The sequence below is a fragment of the Streptomyces sp. NPDC052910 genome (assembly GCF_055585605.1).
Window position 1 is genome coordinate 329,798 of the sequence record NZ_JBVJJR010000004.1, and the last position, 20,950, is coordinate 350,747.

Here is a 20,950-nt window from a genome sequence, read left to right on the forward strand (position 1 = left end):
TCCTGGTCCTGGCTCGCGTCCTGGCGACGGTGAACGCACCGACCCCGGCTCGCGTCCTGCCGAGGGCGGACGTCCCGATCCCGGCTCGCGCCCCGCCGACGACGGACGCGCCGACCCCGGCCCGCGCCCTGCCGCCGGCCCCGGGACGGAGGCGCCGTGAGGGTCGGGATCGTCTGCCCCTACTCCTGGGACGTGCCCGGCGGTGTCCAGTTCCACATCCGCGACCTCGCCGAGCACCTCATCCGGCGCGGACACGAGGTGTCCGTCCTGGCCCCGTCGGACGACGGCACGGCCCTGCCGCCGTTCGTGGTCTCGGCGGGCCGGGCCGTCCCCGTGCCCTACAACGGCTCGGTGGCCCGGCTCAACTTCGGTTTCCTTTCCGCCGCCCGGGTGCGCCGCTGGCTCCACGAGGGCGACTTCGACGTCATCCACATCCACGAGCCCACCTCCCCGTCACTCGGTCTGCTGGCCTGCTGGGCCGCTCAAGGGCCCATCGTCGCCACCTTCCACACCTCCAACCCCCGCTCCCGGGCCATGATCGCCGCCTATCCGATCCTCCAGCCCGCCCTGGAGAAGATCAGCGCGCGTATCGCCGTGAGCGAGTACGCCCGCAGGACCCTGGTCGAGCATCTGGGCGGGGACGCGGTCGTCATCCCCAACGGCGTCGACGTCGACTTCTTCGCCAGCGCCGAGCCACGCCCGGAGTGGACGGGCACGGGCACCCGCGCGAACGCGCACCCGGCCACGGGTGTCTCGTCCGACGTGGACCCGGCTCCCGGCGTGCAAACCCCCGGTGACACCGAGTCCCCCGCCCCCGACCTGGCCTCACTGCTGCCGACCGAGGCACCGCCCGGTACGCCCGGCCCCGCCGCCCGCACTCCCGAAGACCCGTCCCCCCGTGCCCCCGAGGACACCGACGGCCCGGACGCGCACCCGCTTCCTCACCCGGACGACGCCCCCGCCGGCTCCGCCCGCCCGGCGACGATCGGCTTCATCGGCCGGATCGACGAGCCTCGCAAGGGCCTGCCCGTCCTGATGCGCGCCCTGCCCAAGATCCTCGCGGAACGCCCCGGCACCCGCCTGCTGGTGGCGGGGCGCGGCGACGAGGAGGAAGCCGTCGCCGCCCTGCCCCCCGAGGCCCGGGACGCCGTCGAGTTCCTCGGCATGGTCAGCGACGAGGACAAGGCCCGGCTCCTTCGCAGCGTCGACCTCTATGTGGCCCCCAACACCGGCGGCGAATCCTTCGGCATCATTCTCGTCGAGGCGATGTCGGCCGGCGCGCCCGTCCTCGCCAGTGACCTGGACGCCTTCGCCCAAGTCCTGGACCGGGGTGCCGCCGGCGAGCTGTTCGCCAACGAGGACGCGGACGCCCTGGCCGCCGCGGCCGTCCGCCTCCTCGCCGACCCCGCCCGCCGGCTGGAACTGAGCGAGCGGGGCAGCCGGCACGTCCGGCGCTTCGACTGGTCGACCGTCGGCGCCGACATCCTCGCCGTCTACGAGACGGTCACCGCCGGAGCGGCCTCCGTCGCCACCGACGAACGGCTGGGCCTGCGGGCCCGGCTGGGCCTCGCCCGCGACTGACCCCGAAGGGGCGGGACCGTCGCCGAAACGGCCGGACCGATCCCGAAGCGGTGGGACCGACCCCGAAGCGGCACGAACGGTCGCGGCTCCGAGTCCCGCCCCGGGCTCCGCGGGCCCGCTTTCGGGCTCGACGGGCCCCCTTCCGGGCTCCGCGGGGCCGTCACCGGGCTCCGCGACCGGGGCCGGCTGCCGCGGACGGGTCGAGGCCCTGCGCCGGTAGGTCCCATCCGCTCCGCCCGCCTGGGCGACGCCTGACCAGGCCACCTCCAGGCTCCGCGGGGCCGCCCCCGGCTCTGCGATCGGGGCCGGCTGCCGCGCCGGACCGGTCGAGGCCCCGCGCCGGGAGGTCCCATCCGCTCCGCCCGCCCGAGCGACGCCCGGGCGGGCCCCCTCCGAGCTCCGCGGGGCCGCCCCCGGGCTCCGCGATCGGGGCTGGCTGCCGGGGACGGGGCGAGGCCCTGCGCCGGGAGGTCCCAGCCGCTCCGCCTGCCTGAGCGATGCCCGGCCAGGCCATCTCCCGGGCTCCACGGGGCCGCCCCCGGGGCTCCGCGACCAGGCCGGCTGCCGCGCCGGACCGGTCGAGGCCCCGGGCCGGGAGGTCCCGTCCGCTCCGTCCGCCTGAGCGAAGCCCGACCAGGCCACCTTCGGGCCGGGCCATCTCCGGGCCGGGCCTCCTGCCGGTTCTCGCTCACACCGGGTCAGGAGCCTGTTCCCCGTCCCGTACCCCGGCCTCCTCCCTCTCTTCCTTCCCCGCCGGCTCCCGGAGACCGAACAGCGGTATCCCGTAGCGGTCCCGGAAGCGGCGACTGCGGCGGACGCTGAGGAACGCCACCGTGCCGATGACGGCCAGGGACTGCGCCCGCCCCAGCAGCGGAACCATGTCGACCGGCAGGACCAGTGCCTCCGTCGCGCTCAGCAGCGCGTCGAGCAGCTCCGCGCCGGCCCACAGCAGGGTGAGCTCCCGCAGCGCCCGTCGGAAGGCGGGTGACTCCCGCCAGCGCCGCTCCGCACGCTCGGCCGCCGCGTCCGACCGCAGCCGGTGGCCGAACCGGAAGGCGAACGGGCGGGCGGTCCACAGAGTGGCCCCTATGCCCAGCCCGATGGCCGCCGGAAGCGCCGCGTCCTTCAGCAGCAGGACGCGGGGATTCCCGCTGACCAGTGAGGTCGCGGCGGACACCAGAAGCAGGCCGGTCACCAGCAGATCGACGTATCCGGGCCGGTGGCCGCGGAAGGCCGTTATGAGGGAGTGGGCGACCGGCGGGACGCTGCCGAGCAGCAATGCCTGCCAGGCGGGAACGCCTTGGGCGCGGAGCACGTAGTACAGCGCCAGCGGAAGGACGATGACGACGGCGGGTGTGACGATCAGGGCGCGCCTGGCGCGCGGGACGTGCGGTCGCATGGGACGACTCCCTTGCCCTTGCCTCGACGGATTGCCGGGAGCGGTGAAAACCCGCCGGATGGGCGGGACTTCTGCCACCCCCGACGCTAGGCGCCGGCCGGGTGGAGACGGATCGGAGCACGGGTCGATTCCTCGGAGGGCCGGTCTCCACCCGTCGTCCACCCCTGGGTGGAGCGGCCGCCCCGGGAGGTGGCCGCCGGGCGCCGGCCGGACGGGTACTGTGACCCGGCGTGACGGATTCTCTCTGGATCTTCGTGTGGACGGTGGCCGCCCTGGTCCTCGTCGGCGTCTACCTGAGCTGGACCGCCGGTCGGCTGGACCGGCTGCACAGCCGGATCGACGCGGCGCGCGCGGCCCTCGACGCCCAACTGGTGCGCCGCGCCTCGGTCGCCCAGGAACTCGCCACCGCCGGCGTCCTCGACCCGGCCGCGTCGATCGTCCTCTACCAGGCCGCGCACGCCGCCCGGCAGGCGGAGGAGGAACAGCGCGAGGTCGCCGAGAGCGAGCTGAGCCAGGCGCTGCGCGCGGTCTTCGCCGAAAGCGCGCAGGCGGCGGCCGTCCGGGAGGCGCCCGGCGGTGAGGAGTCCCTGGTGGAACTCGACCAGGCCGTCCGCCGCGTGCCGATGGCCCGCCGTTTCCACAACGACGCGGTGCGCGCCGCCCGGGCGGTACGCCGGCACCGGGTGGTGCGGTGGTTCCGACTGGCCGGTCACGCGCCCTTCCCGCTCGCCTTCGAAATGGACGACGAGCCGCCGGTGGCGCTCGTCGACCGACCGGGAGGCTGACCCGGGCAAGCCGCCCGGACGTGGACCGACATCCGAGTCCACAGACGCGTCCGCCTCCGAATCCGAGCCCGCATCCGCATCCGCGTCCACACCCGAGTTCGCATCCGAATCCGGAGCCAAACGCTGACCTGAATCCTCCTCCGGAGCCGCGTCCGGACCGGACCGGTGCCGCGCCCGGACGTGGACCGCGCCCGGACGTGGACCGCGCCCGTAACCCGGACGCGAACCCGGCCCCGAGCTTGGCCTTCGAGCCCGGCCCCAAGCCCGGCCGCCGCCGGACTCGCCGGACGGGCGGAAGCGCCGCAGCGGACTGCGCCGGCCCAACCCCTCAAGTTTTCCGGCCCTCCCGGCCCTCCCGGCCCTCCCGGCCCTCCCGGCCCTCCCGGGTCTCCCGGCCCTCCCGGGTCTCGGACCCCCTGCCCCCCTTGCCCCCCCTGCCCCCGGGCCCTCGCCAGCTCGGCCCCCCTGCGCCCCCGCCCCCGCCGCCCGCCCGCACCCCCGCGCAAGCCACCCACCCGAAATTGGCTCTTTCCCCCCACCGCCCGGGCGGCTTTGATGACGCTGCAGCATCACCGCACCGGATAGTGAGGTCACATCGTGTCCACCACCAGCACGTCCCCCACCCCCGAGACCGGCACCGCGCGCGTCAAGCGCGGCATGGCCGAGCAGCTCAAGGGCGGCGTGATCATGGACGTCGTCAACGCCGAGCAGGCGAAGATCGCCGAGGACGCGGGCGCGGTGGCGGTCATGGCCCTGGAGCGGGTTCCGGCCGACATCCGGAAGGACGGCGGCGTGGCCCGGATGTCCGACCCGAACATGATCGAAGAGATCATCGGCGCCGTCTCCATCCCCGTGATGGCCAAGTCCCGCATCGGCCACTTCGTCGAGGCCCAGGTCCTCCAGTCGCTCGGTGTCGACTACATCGACGAGTCCGAGGTCCTGACCCCCGCCGACGAGGTCAACCACAGCGACAAGTGGGCCTTCACCACTCCCTTCGTCTGCGGTGCCACCAACCTGGGTGAGGCTCTGCGCCGCATCGCCGAGGGCGCGGCCATGATCCGCTCCAAGGGTGAGGCCGGCACCGGCAACGTCGTCGAGGCCGTCCGTCACCTGCGTCAGATCAAGAACGAGATCGGCAAGCTGCGGGCCCTCGACAACAACGAGCTGTTCGCCGCCGCCAAGGAGCTGCGGGCGCCGTACGAGCTGGTCAAGGAGGTCGCCGAGCTCGGCAAGCTGCCGGTGGTGCTGTTCTCCGCCGGTGGCGTCGCCACCCCGGCCGACGCCGCGCTGATGCGCCAGCTCGGTGCCGAGGGCGTCTTCGTCGGCTCGGGCATCTTCAAGTCCGGCGACCCGGCCAAGCGTGCCGCGGCCATCGTGAAGGCCACCACCTTCTACGACGACCCGAAGGTCATCGCGGACGCCTCCCGCAACCTGGGCGAGGCCATGGTCGGCATCAACTGCGACACCCTCCCCGAGGCCGAGCGGTACGCCAACCGCGGCTGGTAGTCCCCGCAGTCCCGCAGTTCCCGGTGGGCGGCCCGCGGCACAGCCGTGAGCCGCCCACCGGCCCGTACGACCGAGAGGCAGGACGATCGTGTCCACCCCCACCATCGGTGTCCTCGCCCTCCAGGGCGACGTCCGCGAGCACCTCGTGGCCCTGGCCGCCGCCGACGCGACGGCCCGCCCGGTACGCCGTCCCGAGGAGCTCGCCGAGGTCGACGGCCTGGTGATACCCGGCGGCGAGTCCACCACCATGTCCAAGCTGGCCGTGGTCTTCGGCATGCTGGAGCCGCTCCGCGAGCGGGTGCGGTCCGGGATGCCGGTCTACGGCACCTGCGCCGGCATGATCATGGTCGCCGACAAGATCCTGGACGGCCGCGAGGACCAGGAGACCCTCGGCGGAGTCGACATGATCGTGCGCCGCAACGCTTTCGGGCGCCAGAACGAGTCGTTCGAGGCGGCGGTCGAGGTGTCCGGCGTCGAGGGCGGCCCGGTCGAGGGCGTCTTCATCCGCGCGCCCTGGGTCGAGTCCACCGGCGCCGACGTCGAGGTGCTGGCCCGGCACGACGGCCACACGGTGGCCGTGCGCCAGGGGAACGTGCTCGCCACGTCCTTCCATCCGGAGCTCACCGGCGACCACCGGGTGCACGCTCTGTTCGTGGAGATGGTGCGCGCCGTGCAGCGGTGAGATCCCGGTAGGATCTCAGTCGTTCGTTCAGGATGGGTAACGCGAAGGAGACAGGCGGATGTCCGGCCACTCTAAATGGGCTACGACGAAGCACAAGAAGGCCGTGATCGATGCCAAGCGCGGCAAGCTCTTCGCGAAGCTGATCAAGAACATCGAGGTCGCGGCCCGCATGGGCGGTGCCGACATCGACGGCAACCCGACCCTTTACGACGCCATCCAGAAGGCCAAGAAGCAGTCGGTCCCGAACAAGAACATCGATTCCGCGGTCAAGCGTGGTGCCGGTCTCGAGGCCGGTGGCGCCGACTACGAGACGATCATGTACGAGGGCTACGGCCCGAACGGCGTGGCCGTCCTCATCGAGTGCCTCACCGACAACCGCAACCGCGCCGCCGGTGACGTCCGCGTGGCCATGACCCGCAACGGCGGCTCGATGGCCGACCCGGGCTCGGTGTCCTACCTCTTCAACCGCAAGGGCGTCGTGATCGTCCCCAAGGGCGAGCTGACCGAGGACGACGTCCTCGGCGCGGTCCTGGACGCGGGCGCCGAGGAGGTCAACGACCTCGGTGAGAGCTTCGAGGTCCTCAGCGAGGCCACCGACCTGGTCGCGGTCCGCACCGCGCTCCAGGAGGCGGGCATCGACTACGACTCCGCCGAGGCCAACTTCGTCCCCACCATGCAGGTGGAGCTGGACGAGGAGGGCGCGCGCAAGATCTTCAAGCTGATCGACGCCCTGGAGGACAGCGACGACGTGCAGAACGTCTTCGCCAACTTCGACGTCTCCGACGACGTGATGGCCAAGGTCGACGCCTGATCCGGCCGACCGGTCGCGGCCGCCGCCGACGGGCCGACGGGACACCTCCCGTCGGCCCGTCGCGCTTGTGTTCCGGAACCCGTCCGTCCGGGTCGGTCCGGGGCGTTGTCAGTGCCGCCCGATAGCCTGCCGGAACAGTTGACCGAAGGAGGGGCGCAGTGCGCGTGCTGGGGGTGGACCCGGGGCTGACGAGGTGCGGCGTCGGTGTCGTCGAGGGCGCGGCGGGGCGCCCGCTGCGCATGGTGGGCGTCGGCGTCGTCCGCACCCCCGCCGAGGCGGAGACCGCCGAGCGGCTGGTGCTCGTGGAGCGCGGCATAGAGCAGTGGCTCGACGAGTACCGGCCCGAGTACGTCGCCGTCGAGCGGGTGTTCAGCCAGCACAACGTCCGTACGGTCATGGGCACCGCCCAGGCCAGCGCGGTCGCCATGCTGTGCGCCGCCCGCCGCGGGCTGCCCGTCGCGCTGCACACCCCCAGCGAGGTCAAGGCGGCCGTCACCGGCTCCGGCCGGGCCGACAAGGCGCAGGTCGGCTCCATGGTCACCCGGCTGCTCCGGCTGGACGCGCCGCCCAAGCCGGCCGACGCCGCCGACGCGCTCGCCCTGGCCATCTGCCACATCTGGCGGGCCCCGGCCACGGGTCGTCTCCAGCAGGCGGTCGCCGCCCACCGCCGCACCACTCCCGTACGTCTCCCGAAGGGCACCCGATGATCGCCTTCGTCTCCGGCCCCGTCGCCGCCCTCGCCCCGGACACCGCCGTCGTCGAGGTCGGCGGCGTCGGCATGGCCGTCCAGTGCACGCCCAACACGCTCTCCACCCTCCGGGTGGGGGAGCCCGCGCGGCTGGCCACCTCCCTCGTCGTCCGCGAGGACTCGCTGACCCTCTACGGCTTCGCCGACGACGACGAGCGGCAGACCTTCGAGCTGTTGCAGACCGCGAGCGGTGTCGGCCCGCGCCTGGCCCAGGCCATGCTCGCCGTGCATTCGCCGGACGCGCTGCGGCGTGCGTTCGCCGCGGGTGACGAGAAGGCGCTGACCGCCGTGCCCGGCATCGGCAAGAAGGGCGCCCAGAAGCTGCTGCTGGAGCTGAAGGACCGGCTGGGGGAGCCGGTCGGTTCCGCGCCGGCCGCCGCGGCCGTCTCGTCGGCCCCCGCCGGCTGGCGCGAGCAGTTGCACGCGGCGCTCGTCGGGCTCGGGTACGCGCCGCGCGACGCTGAGGAAGCCGTTGAGGCCGTCGCGCCGCAGGCGGCTGCCGCGGGGGGTGCGCCGCAGGTCGGGCAGTTGTTGCGGGCTGCTCTGCAGACGCTCAACCGGGCTCGGTGAGGAGGGGGTTCTCCCCGCCCCGCCCCTACCCGTTTCCTGCGGGGGCCGCGCCCCCGAAACCGCGCTCCGCGCGGTTGTCCTCAAACGCCGGACGGGCTGAACAAGCCCCCGACCGCTAGGTTTCCACCGTGGACTTCGTACCCCCCGCCGGTGAGCGGCTCGTCGGGGCCGCCGCCGATCATGACGACCAAGCCGTCGAAGCCGCCCTGCGCCCCAAGGACCTGGACGAGTTCATCGGCCAGGAGCGGGTGCGCGAGCAGCTCGACCTGGTGCTGAAGGCGGCCCGGCAGCGCGGTGCCACCGCCGACCACGTCCTGCTCTCCGGCGCCCCGGGGCTCGGCAAGACCACCCTCTCGATGATCATCGCCGCCGAGATGGGCGCCCCCATCCGCATCACCTCGGGCCCCGCGATCCAGCACGCGGGCGACCTCGCGGCGATCCTGTCGTCGCTCACCGAGGGCGAGGTCCTCTTCCTCGACGAGATCCACCGCATGTCCCGGCCCGCCGAGGAGATGCTGTACATGGCGATGGAGGACTTCCGCGTCGACGTCATCGTCGGCAAGGGCCCCGGCGCCACCGCCATCCCCCTGGAGCTGCCGCCCTTCACCCTCGTCGGCGCCACCACCCGCGCGGGCCTGCTGCCGCCCCCGCTGCGCGACCGCTTCGGCTTCACCGGCCACATGGAGTTCTACGCCCCCACCGAGCTGGAACGCGTCGTCCACCGGTCCGCCGGCCTGCTCGACGTGACCATAGAGGACGGCGGGGCCGCCGAGATCGCCGGCCGCTCGCGCGGCACGCCCCGCATCGCCAACCGGTTGCTGCGCCGGGTCCGCGACTACGCCCAGGTGAAGGCCGACGGCCTGATCACCCAGGAGATCGCGGCGAAGGCCCTGGAGGTGTACGAGGTGGACGCCCGCGGCCTCGACCGGCTGGACCGGGCCGTGCTCACCGCGCTCCTCAAGCTGTTCGGCGGCGGCCCGGTCGGTCTGTCCACGCTGGCCGTGGCCGTCGGCGAGGAGCGGGAGACCGTCGAGGAGGTCGCCGAGCCCTTCCTGGTCCGGGAGGGGCTGCTGGCCAGGACGCCCAGGGGACGGATCGCGACGCCCGCCGCCTGGGAGCACCTGGGCATGGTGCCGCCGCAGGTCGCCGGGGGTGCGGGCGGGGCCGCCCAAGGGGGTACGGAACAGCGTTCCCTGTTCGCCGAGTGACGGCGCGGGGACTGGTCCGGCCAGGAACCCGGGTGCCATGCTGGGCGTTGTTCCATTGGTGCGGACTCGCTTAGACTCCGCCGATGCCGTCCGTATGGTCCGGCATACCACCCCCGTAGACCAGGCCGCATCCCCAAGCGGTCGTGTGAAGGAAATCCCGTCCCGTGAATATCGTGACTCTCCTGCCGTTCATCGTGCTCATCGGGGCCATGTTCCTGATGACCCGGTCGGCCAAGAACAAGCAGCGCCAGGCTGCGCAGATGCGCGACCACATGCAGCCGGGCACCGGTGTGCGGACGATCGGCGGCATGTACGCCACCGTCAAGGAGGTCAGCGAGGACTCGGTCCTCCTGGAGGTCGCCCCGGGCGTCCACGCGATCTACGCGAAGAACGCCATCGGTGCCGTCCTGCCGGACGACGAGTACAACCGCATCATCCACGGCATCGAGGGGTCCGACGACGAGGGCCCGGTCGTCCCGGACGACCTCTCGTCGCTGACCGAGGGCGCCGACAAGGCGGCGGACGCCGAGAAGGCCGGCGAGAAGAAGATCGACCTCGGCAAGGACACCGCCGCCGACGCCCCCGCGAAGGGTGCCGCCCCCGCGAAGGGCGACGCCGCGACGGCGGAGAAGCCGGCGGACGCCGCCGAGGCGGAGCCGAAGGACGGCAAGCGGGACGGCGGCTCCGACGCGAAGTAGCCCCACCTCGAACCGCGACGCACCCACCGCTCGGTGCGTCGCGGTTCGCTGACGGTCTAGGCTCCGGCGGGGGGCAGGTCCCCACAAACTTCGTGGCCGCCCGGCGAACACCCGACGCCCGGCGGTTGGACAGGGAGAAACGACAAGGTGGCAGCACCGAAGAAGGGCCGCAGGTCCCCGGGCGGCCAGGGCAGGCCGGGCAGAGTCCTGGCCTTCATCCTGATCGCCATGGTGGCGCTCGTCGGGGGAATGTTCGCCTCCGGGCAGACCACCCCCCGCCTGGGCATCGACCTGGCAGGCGGCACGAGCTTCACGCTCGAGGCGAAGAACCAGCCTGGCCAGCCCAACGCGATCAACGCGACCAACATGAACACGGCCGCGAACATCATCGACCGGCGTGTCAACGGCCTCGGTGTGACCGAGTCCGAGGTCCAGACGCAGGGCAAGAAGCACATCATCGTGAACATCCCCAAGGGGACGAACGCGAAGCAGGCCCGTGAGCAGGTCGGCACCACCGCCCAGCTCACCTTCCGCCCGGTGCTCGTCGCCGCGCCCGCCGGCAAGCTGCCCGAGCCCAAGCCGAGCACGTCGGCCGGTACCGGCAAGGACAAGGACAAGGGCGACAAGAGCAAGGACAAGGAAAAGGACGCCGACAAGGACAAGAAGGGCAAGCCCTCCGGCACGCCCACCGCGTCCGCGCCCGGCTCCTCGGCGAGTCCTTCCTCGTCCCGCGGGCAGGGCCGGGCCGTCACCGAGGCCCTGAAGGCGCCGCAGGCGCCCAAGCCGCCCACGCCGTCCCCCAAGGCCCCGGACGCCCCCTCCAACGACCTGCAGAAGCAGTTCGCCGCCCTGGACTGCTCCACCAAGGAAGGCCGCGCCCAGGCCGCCAAGAAGGCCGCGGCCGCCAAGGCCGAGGACGAGGTCGTGGTCTGCGACAAGGACGGCCAGGAGAAGCTGCTCCTCGGCCCCGTCGCGGTGAAGGGCGTGGACGTCACCGACGCCAAGGCCGCCCTCGACACCCAGCGTGGCTCCGGCTGGCAGGTCCAGTTGAAGTTCAACGGCAGCGGCACCAAGAAGTTCGCCGACATCACCGGCAAGCTCGCCGCCAAGCCCGACCCGCAGAACCGGTTCGCGATCGTCCTGGACGGCCAGGCCGTCTCCGCTCCCTCGGTGCGCTCGGCCATCCCCGGCGGCAGTGCCGAGATCAGCGGCAGCTTCGACCAGTCCGAGGCGGACGACCTCGCCAACGTCCTCTCCTACGGCGCCCTGCCGCTGTCGTTCGACATCGCCACGGAGACCACCGTCTCCGCCGCCCTCGGCGGCGAGCAGCTTCGCGCCGGTCTGATCGCCGGAGCCATCGGCCTCGCGCTCGTCGTCATCTACCTGGTGGTGTACTACCGCGGTCTCGCGCTCGTCGCGCTCGCCAGCCTCGCGGCCTCGGCGGTCCTGACGTACACGATCATGGTGTTGCTCGGCAAGGCCATCGGGTTCGCCCTGAACCTCCCGGCCGTCTGCGGCGCCATCGTCGCCATCGGCATCACGGCGGACTCGTTCATCGTCTACTTCGAGCGGGTCCGGGACGAGATCCGCGAGGGCCGCAGCCTGCGTCCCGCCGTGGAGCGCGGCTGGCCGCGCGCCCGTCGGACGATCCTGGTCTCCGACTTCGTGTCCTTCCTCGCCGCCGCGGTGCTCTTCATCGTCACCGTCGGCAAGGTGCAGGGCTTCGCGTTCACCCTCGGCCTGACCACCCTGCTCGACGTCGTCGTGGTCTTCTTCTTCACCAAGCCGCTGATGACGCTCCTCGCCCGGCGCACGTTCTTCGCGAGCGGCCACCCCTGGTCCGGCCTCGACCCCAAGCGGCTCGGCGCCAAGCCGCCGCTGCGGGCCTCCCGCCGTCGTCCCTCCGCCCCTGTCGACCCGAAGGAGGCGTGAGATGTCCCGACTCGGCAGCCTCGGCGCCCGGCTCTACCGTGGCGAGGTCGGTTACGACTTCGTCGCCAAGCGGAAGATCTGGTACGGCATCTCGATCCTCATCACCATCACGGCCATCGTCGGCCTGGCGGTGCGTGGCCTGAACATGGGCATCGAGTTCTCCGGCGGCGCGATCTTCAACCCCACCCACAAGACCTCGGTCTCGGCGGACGCGGCCAAGCAGGTCGCCGAGGAGGCCTCCGGCCACACGGCGATCGCCCAGAAGACCGGTGACGGCAAGCTGCGTATCCAGGTCAGTGAGCTGACCCCGGAGAAGTCCCGGGCGACGCAGCAGGCCCTGGCCAAGAAGCTCGGCGTCTCCACGAACGACATCAACACCGACATCGTCGGCCCCAGTTGGGGTGAGGAGATCGCCAACAAGGCCTGGACCGGCCTGGCGATCTTCATGGTCCTGGTGGTGATCTACCTCGCCATCGCCTTCGAGTGGCGCATGGCGCTCGCCGCCCTCGTCGCCCTCATCCACGACCTCACCATCACCGTGGGCATCTACGCCCTCGTGGGCTTCGAGGTCACCCCGGGTACGGTCATCGGTCTGCTGACCATCCTCGGCTACTCGCTCTACGACACCGTCGTCGTCTTCGACGGTCTGAAGGAGAGCGCGAAGGACCTCACCAAGCAGACCCGCTGGACGTACAGCGAGGTCGCCAACCGCAGCCTCAACGGCACCCTGGTGCGCTCCATCAACACCACGGTCGTCGCGCTGCTGCCGGTCGCCGGTCTGCTGTTCATCGGCGGCGGCTTCCTGGGCGCGGGCATGCTGAACGACATCTCGCTCGCCTTGTTCGTCGGCCTCGCGGCCGGCGCCTACTCGTCGATCTTCATCGCCACCCCGCTGGTCGCCGACCTCAAGGAACGCGACCCGCAGATGAAGGCCCTCACCCGGCGCGTCCACGCCAAGCGCGCCGCGCAGGCCGCCAAGGCGGAATCGGGGCAGGACGAGCCCAGGGACGCCCAGGACGCCGAGTACGAGGACGACGAGCCGCAGGACGCCTCCCCGGCCGGGGTGGTCGGACAGCGCCGGCAGCCGGTGAGCCGCAACCGCGGCGGCCGCGGCGGGAAGCGCCGATGACCGCCTGGGGCGCGGAAGGCGCCGACGAGAGTTTGCGCGAGCTGCTGCTCGCCCGCATCCACGACGTCCCGGACTACCCGAAGCCGGGCGTGGTCTTCAAGGACATCACGCCGCTGCTGGCCGACCCCGAGGCGTTCACCGCCCTCACCGAGGCCTTCGCCGAGCTGTGCGTCCGGTACCGGGCCGACAAGGTCGTGGGCCTGGAGGCCCGCGGCTTCATCCTGGCGGCCCCCGTGGCCGTCCGGGCCGGGATCGGCTTCGTGCCCGTCCGCAAGGCCGGCAAGCTGCCCGGCGCGACCCTGTCGCAGGCGTACGAGCTGGAGTACGGCACGGCGGAGATCGAGATACACGCCGAGGCGTTCGCGCCCGGCGACCGGGTCCTGGTCATCGACGACGTCCTGGCCACCGGCGGCACCGCCGAGGCGTCCCTCCATCTGATCCGGCGCGCCGGGGCCGAGCCCGTGGGCGTCGCCGTCCTGATGGAGCTGGGCTTCCTCCCCGGCCGGGAGAAGCTGGAGAAGGTGCTCGGCGAAGCGCCGGTGGACGCGCTGATCCGCGTCTGAGCCGTACCGGACGCACGGAGCGGGCCCCGGGGGAGAACCCCGGGGCCCGCTCCGTGCGTCTTGGCCCCCGCCGGGCGGGAGGCGGCTCCCCGGCCCGGATCGATACCATGGCAGTCCGGACCTGCTCGGGGCCGGACCCCGCATGAGGAGTGCTCTTGCCAGACAAGGCCCAGCCGCTCTCCCCCAGACTCCGTCCGGGGGCATCCCCAGCGGCACAGCCCGACCAGCCCGCACCGGACGCCGCGGCTGCCGCGGGCACGCCCGAGCCCACGGGCCGTCCGCAGGGCGCGGCCGCGCCCGAGCCCGGAAAGCGGGGCCGTCCGCAGGGCACCCCGGGAGGCGACCCGGTCAAGGAGAGCGCCGGTCCGCGGCCCACGCCGCCGCCGAGCGCCCGCTCCGCCTCGTCCAGCCGGGTCCGCGCCCGTCTCGCCCGCCTGGGTGTGCAGCGGCAGAGCCCGTACAACCCGGTGCTGGAGCCGCTGCTCCGCATCGTCCGGGGGAACGACCCCAAGGCGGACGCCTCGACGCTGCGCCAGATCGAGCGTGCCTACCAGGTCGCCGAGCGCTGGCACCGCGGGCAGAAGCGCAAGAGCGGCGACCCGTACATCACCCACCCGCTCGCGGTGACGACCATCCTGGCCGAGCTGGGCATGGACCCGGCGACGCTGATGGCCGGGCTGCTGCACGACACCGTCGAGGACACCGAGTACGGCCTCGACGACCTCCGCCGCGACTTCGGCGACCAGGTCGCCCTGCTGGTCGACGGCGTCACCAAGCTGGACCGGGTGCAGTTCGGCGAGGCCGCGCAGGCCGAGACCGTGCGCAAGATGGTCGTCGCCATGGCCAAGGACCCCCGGGTCCTGGTGATCAAGCTCGCCGACCGCCTGCACAACATGCGCACCATGCGCTACCTCAAGCGGGAGAAGCAGGAGAAGAAGGCCCGCGAGACGCTGGAGATCTACGCCCCGCTGGCGCACCGGCTGGGCATGAACACCATCAAGTGGGAGCTGGAGGACCTCGCCTTCGCGATCCTCTATCCCAAGATGTACGACGAGATCGTCCGGCTGGTCGCCGAGCGCGCCCCCAAGCGGGACGAGTACCTGGCGATCGTCACCGACGAGGTCCAGGCCGACCTCCGCGCCGCCCGCATCAAGGCCACGGTCACCGGCCGGCCGAAGCACTACTACAGCGTCTACCAGAAGATGATCGTGCGGGGCCGGGACTTCGCCGAGATCTACGACCTGGTGGGCATCCGCGTCCTCGTCGACACCGTCCGCGACTGCTACGCGGCGCTCGGCACCGTCCACGCCCGGTGGAACCCGGTGCCCGGGCGGTTCAAGGACTACATCGCGATGCCCAAGTTCAACATGTACCAGTCGCTGCACACGACGGTCATAGGGCCCAGCGGCAAGCCGGTCGAGCTCCAGATCCGGACGTTCGACATGCACCGCCGCGCCGAGTACGGCATCGCCGCGCACTGGAAGTACAAGCAGGAGGCCGTCGCCGGAGCCTCCAAGATCCGTACGGACGTGCCGAAGAACGCCGGCAAGAACCAGGACACCGTCAACGACATGGCCTGGCTCCGGCAGTTGCTGGACTGGCAGAAGGAGACGGAGGACCCGGGCGAGTTCCTGGAGTCGCTGCGCTTCGACCTCTCCCGCAACGAGGTCTTCGTCTTCACGCCCAAGGGCGACGTCATAGCGCTGCCCGCCGGGGCCACCCCGGTCGACTTCGCCTACGCCGTGCACACCGAGGTCGGCCACCGCACCATAGGGGCCCGGGTCAACGGGCGTCTGGTGCCGCTCGAATCGACCCTGGACAACGGCGACCTGGTCGAGGTCTTCACCTCCAAGGCCCCCGGCGCCGGCCCCTCCCGAGACTGGCTGGGCTTCGTCAAGTCGCCCCGCGCGCGCAACAAGATCCGCGCCTGGTTCTCCAAGGAGCGCCGGGACGAGGCGATCGAGCAGGGCAAGGACGCCATCGCCCGCGCGATGCGCAAGCAGAACCTGCCCATCCAGCGCATTCTCACGGGCGACTCGCTCGTCACCCTCGCGCACGAGATGCGCTACCCGGACATCTCCTCGCTCTACGCGGCCATCGGCGAGGGCCACGTCGCCGCCCAGGGCGTGGTGCAGAAGCTCGTCCAGGCGCTCGGCGGCGAGGACGCGGCGACCGAGGACATCGAGGAGTCCGCGCCCATCCGCGGACGCTCCAAGCGGCGTTCGTCCGCCGATCCGGGCGTGGTCGTCAAGGGCGTGGACGACGTGTGGGTCAAGCTCGCCCGCTGCTGCACGCCCGTGCCCGGCGACCCGATCATCGGCTTCGTCACCCGTGGCAACGGCATCTCCGTGCACCGCGCGGACTGCGTCAACGTCGACTCGCTCTCGCAGCAGCCCGAGCGGATCCTCGACGTCGAGTGGGCGCCCACCCAGTCGTCCGTCTTCCTCGTCGCCATCCAGGTGGAGGCGCTGGACCGGTCCCGGCTGCTGTCGGACGTCACCCGGGTCCTGTCGGACCAGCACGTCAACATCCTCTCGGCGGCCGTGCAGACCTCCCGGGACCGGGTGGCCACCTCGCGGTTCACCTTCGAGATGGGCGACCCCAAGCACCTCGGGCACGTACTGAAGGCGGTACGCGGGGTCGAGGGCGTGTACGACGTGTACCGCGTGACGTCGGCCCGCAGGCCGTAGCCGCACAACGGAAGATGGCTCCGACGATCGTCGGAGCCATCTTCCGTTGCGAAGCGGGGGTGCTCAGCCGCCGAACTCCTGCAGACCCTTCAGCGCCTGGTCCAGCAGGGCCTTGCGGCCCTCCAGCTCCTTGCCGAGCTTCTCGGCCTTGGCGTCGTTGCCCGCGGCACGCGCCTTGTCGATCTGCGCCTGGAGCTTGTCGACCGCGTCCTGGAGCTGCCCGGTCAGCCCGGCCGCGCGCGCCCGCGCCTCCGGGTTGGTGCGCCGCCACTCGGCCTCCTCGGCCTCCTGGAGGGCGCGCTCCACCGCGTGCATCCGGCCCTCGATCTTCGGGCGGGCGTCCCGCGGCACGTGGCCGATGGCCTCCCAGCGCTCGTTGACCGAACGGAACGCCGCCCGGGCCGCCTTGAGGTCGGTCACCGGAAGCAGCTTCTCCGCCTCGACGACCAGCTCCTCCTTCAGCCCCAGGTTCGCCTGCTGCTCGGCGTCGCGCTCCGCGAACACCTCGCCGCGCGCCTGGAAGAAGACGTCCTGCGCGCCCCGGAACCGGGTCCACAGCTCGTCCTCGGCCTCGCGCTGGGCGCGGCCGGCGGCCTTCCACTCGGCCATCAGCTCGCGGTAACGGGCGGCGGTGGTACCCCAGTCCGTCGAGCCGGACAGCGCCTCGGCCTCGGCGACCAGCTTCTCCTTGACCTTGCGGGCCTCCTCGCGCTGGGCGTCCAGCGAGGCGAAGTGGGCCTTGCGCCGCTTGGAGAACGCCGAGCGGGCGTGCGAGAAGCGGTGCCACAGCTCGTCGTCGGTCTTGCGGTCCAGCCGCGGCAGACCCTTCCAGGTGTCCACCAGGGCCCGCAGCCGCTCGCCGGCCGAGCGCCACTGCTCACTGGCGGCCAGCTCCTCGGCCTCGGCGACCAGCGCCTCCTTGGCCGTCCTGGCCTCGTCGGTCTGCTTGGCCTTGGCCGCCTTGCGCTCCTCACGGCGCTTCTCGACCGTCTCGACGAGCTGGTCCAACCGCCCCCGCAGCGCGTCCAGATCGCCGACCGCGTGGTGCTCGTCGACCTGCGAGCGCAGGTGGTCGATGGCGGCCATCGCGTCCTTCGTCGACAGGTCGGTGGTCCTGACCCGGCGCTCGAGGAGGCCGATCTCGACGACCAGGCCCTCGTACTTGCGCTCGAAGTAGGCGAGGGCCTCGTCCGGGCTCCCCGCCTGCCACGAGCCGACGACCTTCTCGCCGTCGGCGGTACGCACGTACACCGTCCCCGTCTCGTCGACGCGGCCCCACGGGTCGCTGCTCACAGCGCCTCCTCCACATGATGCGGGGGCCGTTCGCGGCCCGCGCGCATCGTCCACAGTTGTCCCCGGCGGAGCCGCGCCCCGCCCGGTCCGGCGGCTTGATCATTTCACTGCGATCGGTGCTGTTTCGGGTGCCTCGCAGCCGCCGGAGCAGGCACCCTACACAACGCCAACATAGGCGACCGGCAGCCCGGCTGTCCGTATCCCGCGACCGGAATTTCGCCGTTCGGCCACGGGTCCGGAATCAGCTCTTCGCCACCGTCGCCTTGTCCACCACGACGGTGGCGTTGGGGGGACCGTCGGCACCCCCGCCCTGCACCCCGGCACCGGCGATCTTGTCGAGGACCTTCCGGCCCTCGGCGCCGATCGTGCCGACCGGGGTGTAGTCCGGCTGCAGCGGGCTGTCCTTGTAGACGAGGAAGAACTGGCTGCCGGTCGAGTGCGGCTGCTGCGTCTTGGCCATGGCGATCGTGCCGGCCGGGTAGATCTTCATCTTCGCCTGCTTGAGCTGCTCGTCCTTGGGCTCCTGGAGCAGCTCGCTCTTGAGGTTCTCCTCGGCGAGCGTGTAGCCGGGGCCGCCCCCGCCGGTGCCCTGCGGGTCGCCGCACTGGAGGACGTAGATGCCCGCGGCGTCACCGGTGAGGCGGTGGCACTTGGTGTGGTCGAAGTACCCCTGGCCGGCCAGGAAGTTCAGCGAGTTGACGGTGTGCGGGGCCTTGGCCGCGTCCAGCTTCAGGTCGATGGTCCCGCAGGTGGTCTTCAGGTCCATGGCGTAGGAGGCGGACGTGTCGACCGTCATCTGCGGCTCCGACTTCCACGTCTTCTTCGCCGGGCTGCCGGGCGCGGGCTTGGCGCACGGGTCCGGGCCCTTCGGGGGCGCCGACGGGGTGGGGAGCCCGCTCGGGGTCGCGTCCGCCGCCGCCTTGTCGTCCTTCTTGTCGTCACCGCCCAGCGCGCCGGCGGCCACCGCCGTGCCGCCCGCGGCGATCAGCACGGCGAGGCCGGCCGCGATCAACGCGTTCCGGTTGCGGGCCTTGCGCCGCTGTGCCTCGCGGCGCTGCTGCTGCCGCTCGAACTTCTCCCGTGCGAGCTGCCGCCGACGCTGCTCGTTGTTGACCACCGGGTCGTCTCCTCGTGCCGTCTCGTCCGTCGGAACGCCTGTTGCGAGCGTGCCCGTACCGTATACGGGTTCGCGGCGGCGGAGGTGCCGCCGGTAGGCTCTGAACCGGCATAAACGTGACCGGCGCACCGGCCGGGCACGCCGGCCGCCTCCCTGCCGCGTCGACGCAGGCCGACATTAAGGACGAATGTGCTGATTGCCGGGTTCCCCGCCGGGGCCTGGGGGACCAACTGTTACCTGGTCGCCCCCGCCGCCGGTGAGGAGTGCGTGATCATCGACCCGGGCCACCAGGCCGCCCAGGGCGTCGAGGAAGCACTCAGGAAGCATCGGCTCAAGCCCGTCGCGGTCGTCCTCACCCACGGCCACATCGACCACGTCGCCTCGGTCGTCCCGGTCTGCGGCGCCCACGACGTGCCCGCCTGGATCCACCCCGCCGACCGCTACATGATGAGCGACCCGGAGAAGGCACTCGGCCGCTCCATCGGCGCGCAGCTCCTCGGCGAGCTGACCGTGGGGGAACCGGACGACGTCAAGGAGCTCACCGACGGCAGCACGCTGGACCTCGCCGGTCTGGAGTTCACCGTCGCGCACGCGCCCGGCCATACCAAGGGGTCGGTGACCTTCCGGCTGCCCGAGTCGAGCGACGTCCCGTCGGTCTTCTTCTCGGGCGACCTGCTGTTCGCCGGCTCCATCGGACGCACCGACCTGCCCGGCGGTGACCACGCCGAGATACTCGAGTCCCTGGCCCGCGTGTGCCTGCCCCTCGACGACTCGACCGTGGTCCTCTCCGGCCACGGCCCCCAGACCAGCATCGGCCGCGAGCGCGCCACCAACCCGTACCTGCGGGACGTGGCCCAGGCGCAGTACGGCCCCGGAACCGGCACCCCGGCTCCGCGACGAGGAATGTGACGAAGCTTTCGTGAGCACTTTCAAAGCCCCCAAGGGCACCTACGACCTGATCCCGCCGGACTCGGCGGTCTACCTCGCCGTCCGCGAGGCCATCGCCGCCCCGGTGCGGCGGGCCGGTTACGGCTACGTGGAGACTCCCGGCTTCGAGAACGTCGAGCTGTTCTCGCGCGGTGTCGGCGAATCCACCGACATCGTGACCAAGGAGATGTTCACCCTCACCCAGCGCGGCAAGGAAGCCCTCGCGCTGCGCCCCGAGGGCACCGCCTCCGTACTGCGCGCCGCGCTGGAGGCCAACCTTCACAAGTCCGGCAACCTCCCGGTCAAGCTCTGGTACTCCGGCTCGTACTACCGCTACGAGCGCCCGCAGAAGGGCCGTTACCGCCACTTCTCGCAGGTCGGCGCCGAGGCCATCGGCGCCGAGGACCCGGCGCTCGACGCCGAGCTGATCATCCTGGCCGTCGACGCCTACAAGTCGCTCGGCCTCAAGGACTTCCGCCTGCTGCTCAACTCGCTCGGCGACAAGGAGTGCCGCCCCGGCTACCGGGCCGCGCTCCAGGAGTTCCTGCGCGGCCTCGACCTGGACGAGGACACCCGCCGCCGCATCGAGATCAACCCGCTGCGGGTCCTCGACGACAAGCGCGAGGACGTCCAGAAGCAGCTCGTCGGCGCCCCCATGCTCCGCGATCACCTCTGCGAGGCCTGCAAGGAGTACCACGAGCAGGTGCGCGCGCTGCTGACGGCGGCGGGCGTCGCGTTCGAGGACGACGAGAAGCTGGTGCGCGGCCTGGACTACTACACGCGCACCACCTTCGAGTTCGTCCACGACGGCCTCGGCGCGCAGTCCGCGGTCGGCGGCGGCGGCCGGTACGACGGTCTGTCCGAGATGATCGGCGGCCCGGCCCTGCCGTCCGTCGGCTGGGCGCTGGGCGTCGACCGCACGGTGCTGGCGCTGGAGGCCGAGGGCATCACGCTCGAACTGCCCGCCGCCACCGAGGTCTACGCGGTGCCGCTCGGCGACGAGGCCCGCCGCGTCCTCTTCGGCGTCGTCACCGAACTCCGCCGGGCCGGCGTCGCCGCCGACTTCGCGTTCGGCGGGAAGGGGCTCAAGAACGCCATGAAATCGGCCGACCGCTCGGGCGCCCGCTACGCCGTCGTCGCGGGCGAACGCGACCTGGCCGAGGGCGTCGTCCAGGTCAAGGACCTGGGCAGCGGCGAGCAGACCGCCGTCCCGATCGACGCCGTCGTGGGTGAACTCCGGGCCAGGCAGGGCTGATCGGCCCGCTCCTGGTGCAGAATGGGCGCATCGGACGACTGATGGGATCTTCGGCG

18 protein-coding genes are annotated in these 20,950 nt (G+C 72.1%); 15 read left to right on the top strand and 3 right to left on the bottom strand.

Annotation, left to right across the window (positions count from 1 at the left end):
- Nucleotides 1-156: 156 nt before the first annotated feature.
- The gene (locus tag ACZ6X9_RS17790) at nt 157-1,581 is read left to right on the top strand and encodes a glycosyltransferase family 4 protein (protein ID WP_469778919.1); all 1,425 of its coding nucleotides are present in this window, start codon (nt 157-159) and stop codon (nt 1,579-1,581) included.
- Between the two features lie 688 nt (nt 1,582-2,269).
- On the opposite strand, the gene ACZ6X9_RS17795 is transcribed toward ACZ6X9_RS17790, so the two are convergent.
- Nucleotides 2,270-2,980, bottom strand: a complete 711-nt coding sequence (locus tag ACZ6X9_RS17795; RefSeq protein ID WP_469778920.1) for a VC0807 family protein — start codon at nt 2,978-2,980, stop codon at nt 2,270-2,272.
- 230 nt (nt 2,981-3,210) lie between these two features.
- Here ACZ6X9_RS17795 and ACZ6X9_RS17800 point away from each other — a divergent pair, with 230 nt between their 5' ends.
- The 12 genes from ACZ6X9_RS17800 to ACZ6X9_RS17855 all read left to right on the top strand — a co-directional run bounded on the left by ACZ6X9_RS17800 (nt 3,211) and on the right by ACZ6X9_RS17855 (nt 16,302).
- Nucleotides 3,211-3,765: a LemA family protein gene (locus ACZ6X9_RS17800; RefSeq protein WP_469778921.1), complete on the top strand. Its 555-nt coding sequence runs from the start codon at nt 3,211-3,213 to the stop codon at nt 3,763-3,765.
- Between the two features lie 597 nt (nt 3,766-4,362).
- Complete coding sequence (gene pdxS / locus ACZ6X9_RS17805; RefSeq protein ID WP_469778922.1) at nt 4,363-5,271, top strand: pyridoxal 5'-phosphate synthase lyase subunit PdxS; 909 nt, start codon at nt 4,363-4,365, stop codon at nt 5,269-5,271.
- Between the two features lie 85 nt (nt 5,272-5,356).
- On the top strand, nt 5,357-5,953 hold the full coding sequence (gene pdxT / locus ACZ6X9_RS17810; RefSeq protein WP_469779181.1) for a pyridoxal 5'-phosphate synthase glutaminase subunit PdxT: 597 nt from the start codon (nt 5,357-5,359) through the stop codon (nt 5,951-5,953).
- A 58-nt stretch (nt 5,954-6,011) separates the two neighbouring features.
- Nucleotides 6,012-6,764 carry a YebC/PmpR family DNA-binding transcriptional regulator gene (locus ACZ6X9_RS17815; protein ID WP_436781492.1) on the top strand — a complete coding sequence of 251 codons (753 nt, stop codon included), beginning with the start codon at nt 6,012-6,014 and terminating at the stop codon, nt 6,762-6,764.
- Nucleotides 6,765-6,922: 158 nt separating this feature from the next.
- A complete protein-coding gene (gene ruvC / locus ACZ6X9_RS17820; RefSeq protein WP_469778923.1) occupies nt 6,923-7,471 on the top strand; it encodes a crossover junction endodeoxyribonuclease RuvC in 549 nt (182 codons plus the stop codon).
- Nucleotides 7,468-8,082 carry a Holliday junction branch migration protein RuvA gene (ruvA, locus tag ACZ6X9_RS17825; protein ID WP_469778924.1) on the top strand — a complete coding sequence of 205 codons (615 nt, stop codon included), beginning with the start codon at nt 7,468-7,470 and terminating at the stop codon, nt 8,080-8,082. Before ruvC ends, ruvA begins: the two co-directional genes overlap by 4 nt.
- A gap of 128 nt (nt 8,083-8,210) precedes the next feature.
- Entirely contained in the window at nt 8,211-9,290 is a 1,080-nt protein-coding gene (gene ruvB / locus ACZ6X9_RS17830) for a Holliday junction branch migration DNA helicase RuvB (RefSeq protein WP_469778925.1), read from the top strand.
- Nucleotides 9,291-9,454: 164 nt separating this feature from the next.
- Nucleotides 9,455-9,988 carry a preprotein translocase subunit YajC gene (yajC, locus tag ACZ6X9_RS17835; RefSeq protein ID WP_469778926.1) on the top strand — a complete coding sequence of 178 codons (534 nt, stop codon included), beginning with the start codon at nt 9,455-9,457 and terminating at the stop codon, nt 9,986-9,988.
- Between the two features lie 147 nt (nt 9,989-10,135).
- On the top strand, nt 10,136-11,920 hold the full coding sequence (gene secD / locus ACZ6X9_RS17840) for a protein translocase subunit SecD (protein WP_469778927.1): 1,785 nt from the start codon (nt 10,136-10,138) through the stop codon (nt 11,918-11,920).
- A 1-nt stretch (nt 11,921) separates the two neighbouring features.
- On the top strand, nt 11,922-13,049 hold the full coding sequence (gene secF, locus ACZ6X9_RS17845; RefSeq protein WP_469778928.1) for a protein translocase subunit SecF: 1,128 nt from the start codon (nt 11,922-11,924) through the stop codon (nt 13,047-13,049).
- A complete protein-coding gene (locus tag ACZ6X9_RS17850) occupies nt 13,046-13,612 on the top strand; it encodes an adenine phosphoribosyltransferase (protein ID WP_469778929.1) in 567 nt (188 codons plus the stop codon). The genes secF and ACZ6X9_RS17850 overlap by 4 nt, the downstream gene beginning before the upstream one ends.
- A 155-nt stretch (nt 13,613-13,767) precedes the next feature.
- The gene (locus tag ACZ6X9_RS17855; RefSeq protein ID WP_469778930.1) at nt 13,768-16,302 is read left to right on the top strand and encodes a RelA/SpoT family protein; all 2,535 of its coding nucleotides are present in this window, start codon (nt 13,768-13,770) and stop codon (nt 16,300-16,302) included.
- 63 nt (nt 16,303-16,365) lie between these two features.
- Here the strand turns inward: ACZ6X9_RS17855 and ACZ6X9_RS17860 are convergent, their stop codons facing one another.
- Together ACZ6X9_RS17860 and ACZ6X9_RS17865 are read right to left on the bottom strand one after the other, a co-directional pair.
- A complete protein-coding gene (locus ACZ6X9_RS17860) occupies nt 16,366-17,595 on the bottom strand; it encodes a DUF349 domain-containing protein (RefSeq protein WP_469778931.1) in 1,230 nt (409 codons plus the stop codon).
- Between the two features lie 241 nt (nt 17,596-17,836).
- Nucleotides 17,837-18,712 carry a peptidylprolyl isomerase gene (locus ACZ6X9_RS17865; RefSeq protein ID WP_469778932.1) on the bottom strand — a complete coding sequence of 292 codons (876 nt, stop codon included), beginning with the start codon at nt 18,710-18,712 and terminating at the stop codon, nt 17,837-17,839.
- 189 nt (nt 18,713-18,901) lie between these two features.
- Here ACZ6X9_RS17865 and ACZ6X9_RS17870 point away from each other — a divergent pair, with 189 nt between their 5' ends.
- Together ACZ6X9_RS17870 and hisS are read left to right on the top strand one after the other, a co-directional pair.
- A complete protein-coding gene (locus ACZ6X9_RS17870; RefSeq protein WP_469778933.1) occupies nt 18,902-19,621 on the top strand; it encodes an MBL fold metallo-hydrolase in 720 nt (239 codons plus the stop codon).
- Between the two features lie 10 nt (nt 19,622-19,631).
- Nucleotides 19,632-20,894 (top strand): histidine--tRNA ligase, encoded by a 1,263-nt coding sequence (gene hisS / locus ACZ6X9_RS17875; RefSeq protein WP_469778934.1) that lies wholly within the window; start codon nt 19,632-19,634, stop codon nt 20,892-20,894.
- Nucleotides 20,895-20,950 lie beyond the last annotated feature (56 nt).

Coding starts and splice junctions, on each gene's coding strand:
- ACZ6X9_RS17795 (WP_469778920.1), bottom strand. CDS start 2,980: ATGCGACCGCACGTCCCGCGCGCCAGGCGCGCCCTGATCGTCACACCC.
- ACZ6X9_RS17815 (WP_436781492.1), top strand. CDS start 6,012: ATGTCCGGCCACTCTAAATGGGCTACGACGAAGCACAAGAAGGCCGTG.
- ruvA (WP_469778924.1), top strand. CDS start 7,468: ATGATCGCCTTCGTCTCCGGCCCCGTCGCCGCCCTCGCCCCGGACACC.
- secF (WP_469778928.1), top strand. CDS start 11,922: ATGTCCCGACTCGGCAGCCTCGGCGCCCGGCTCTACCGTGGCGAGGTC.
- ACZ6X9_RS17850 (WP_469778929.1), top strand. CDS start 13,046: ATGACCGCCTGGGGCGCGGAAGGCGCCGACGAGAGTTTGCGCGAGCTG.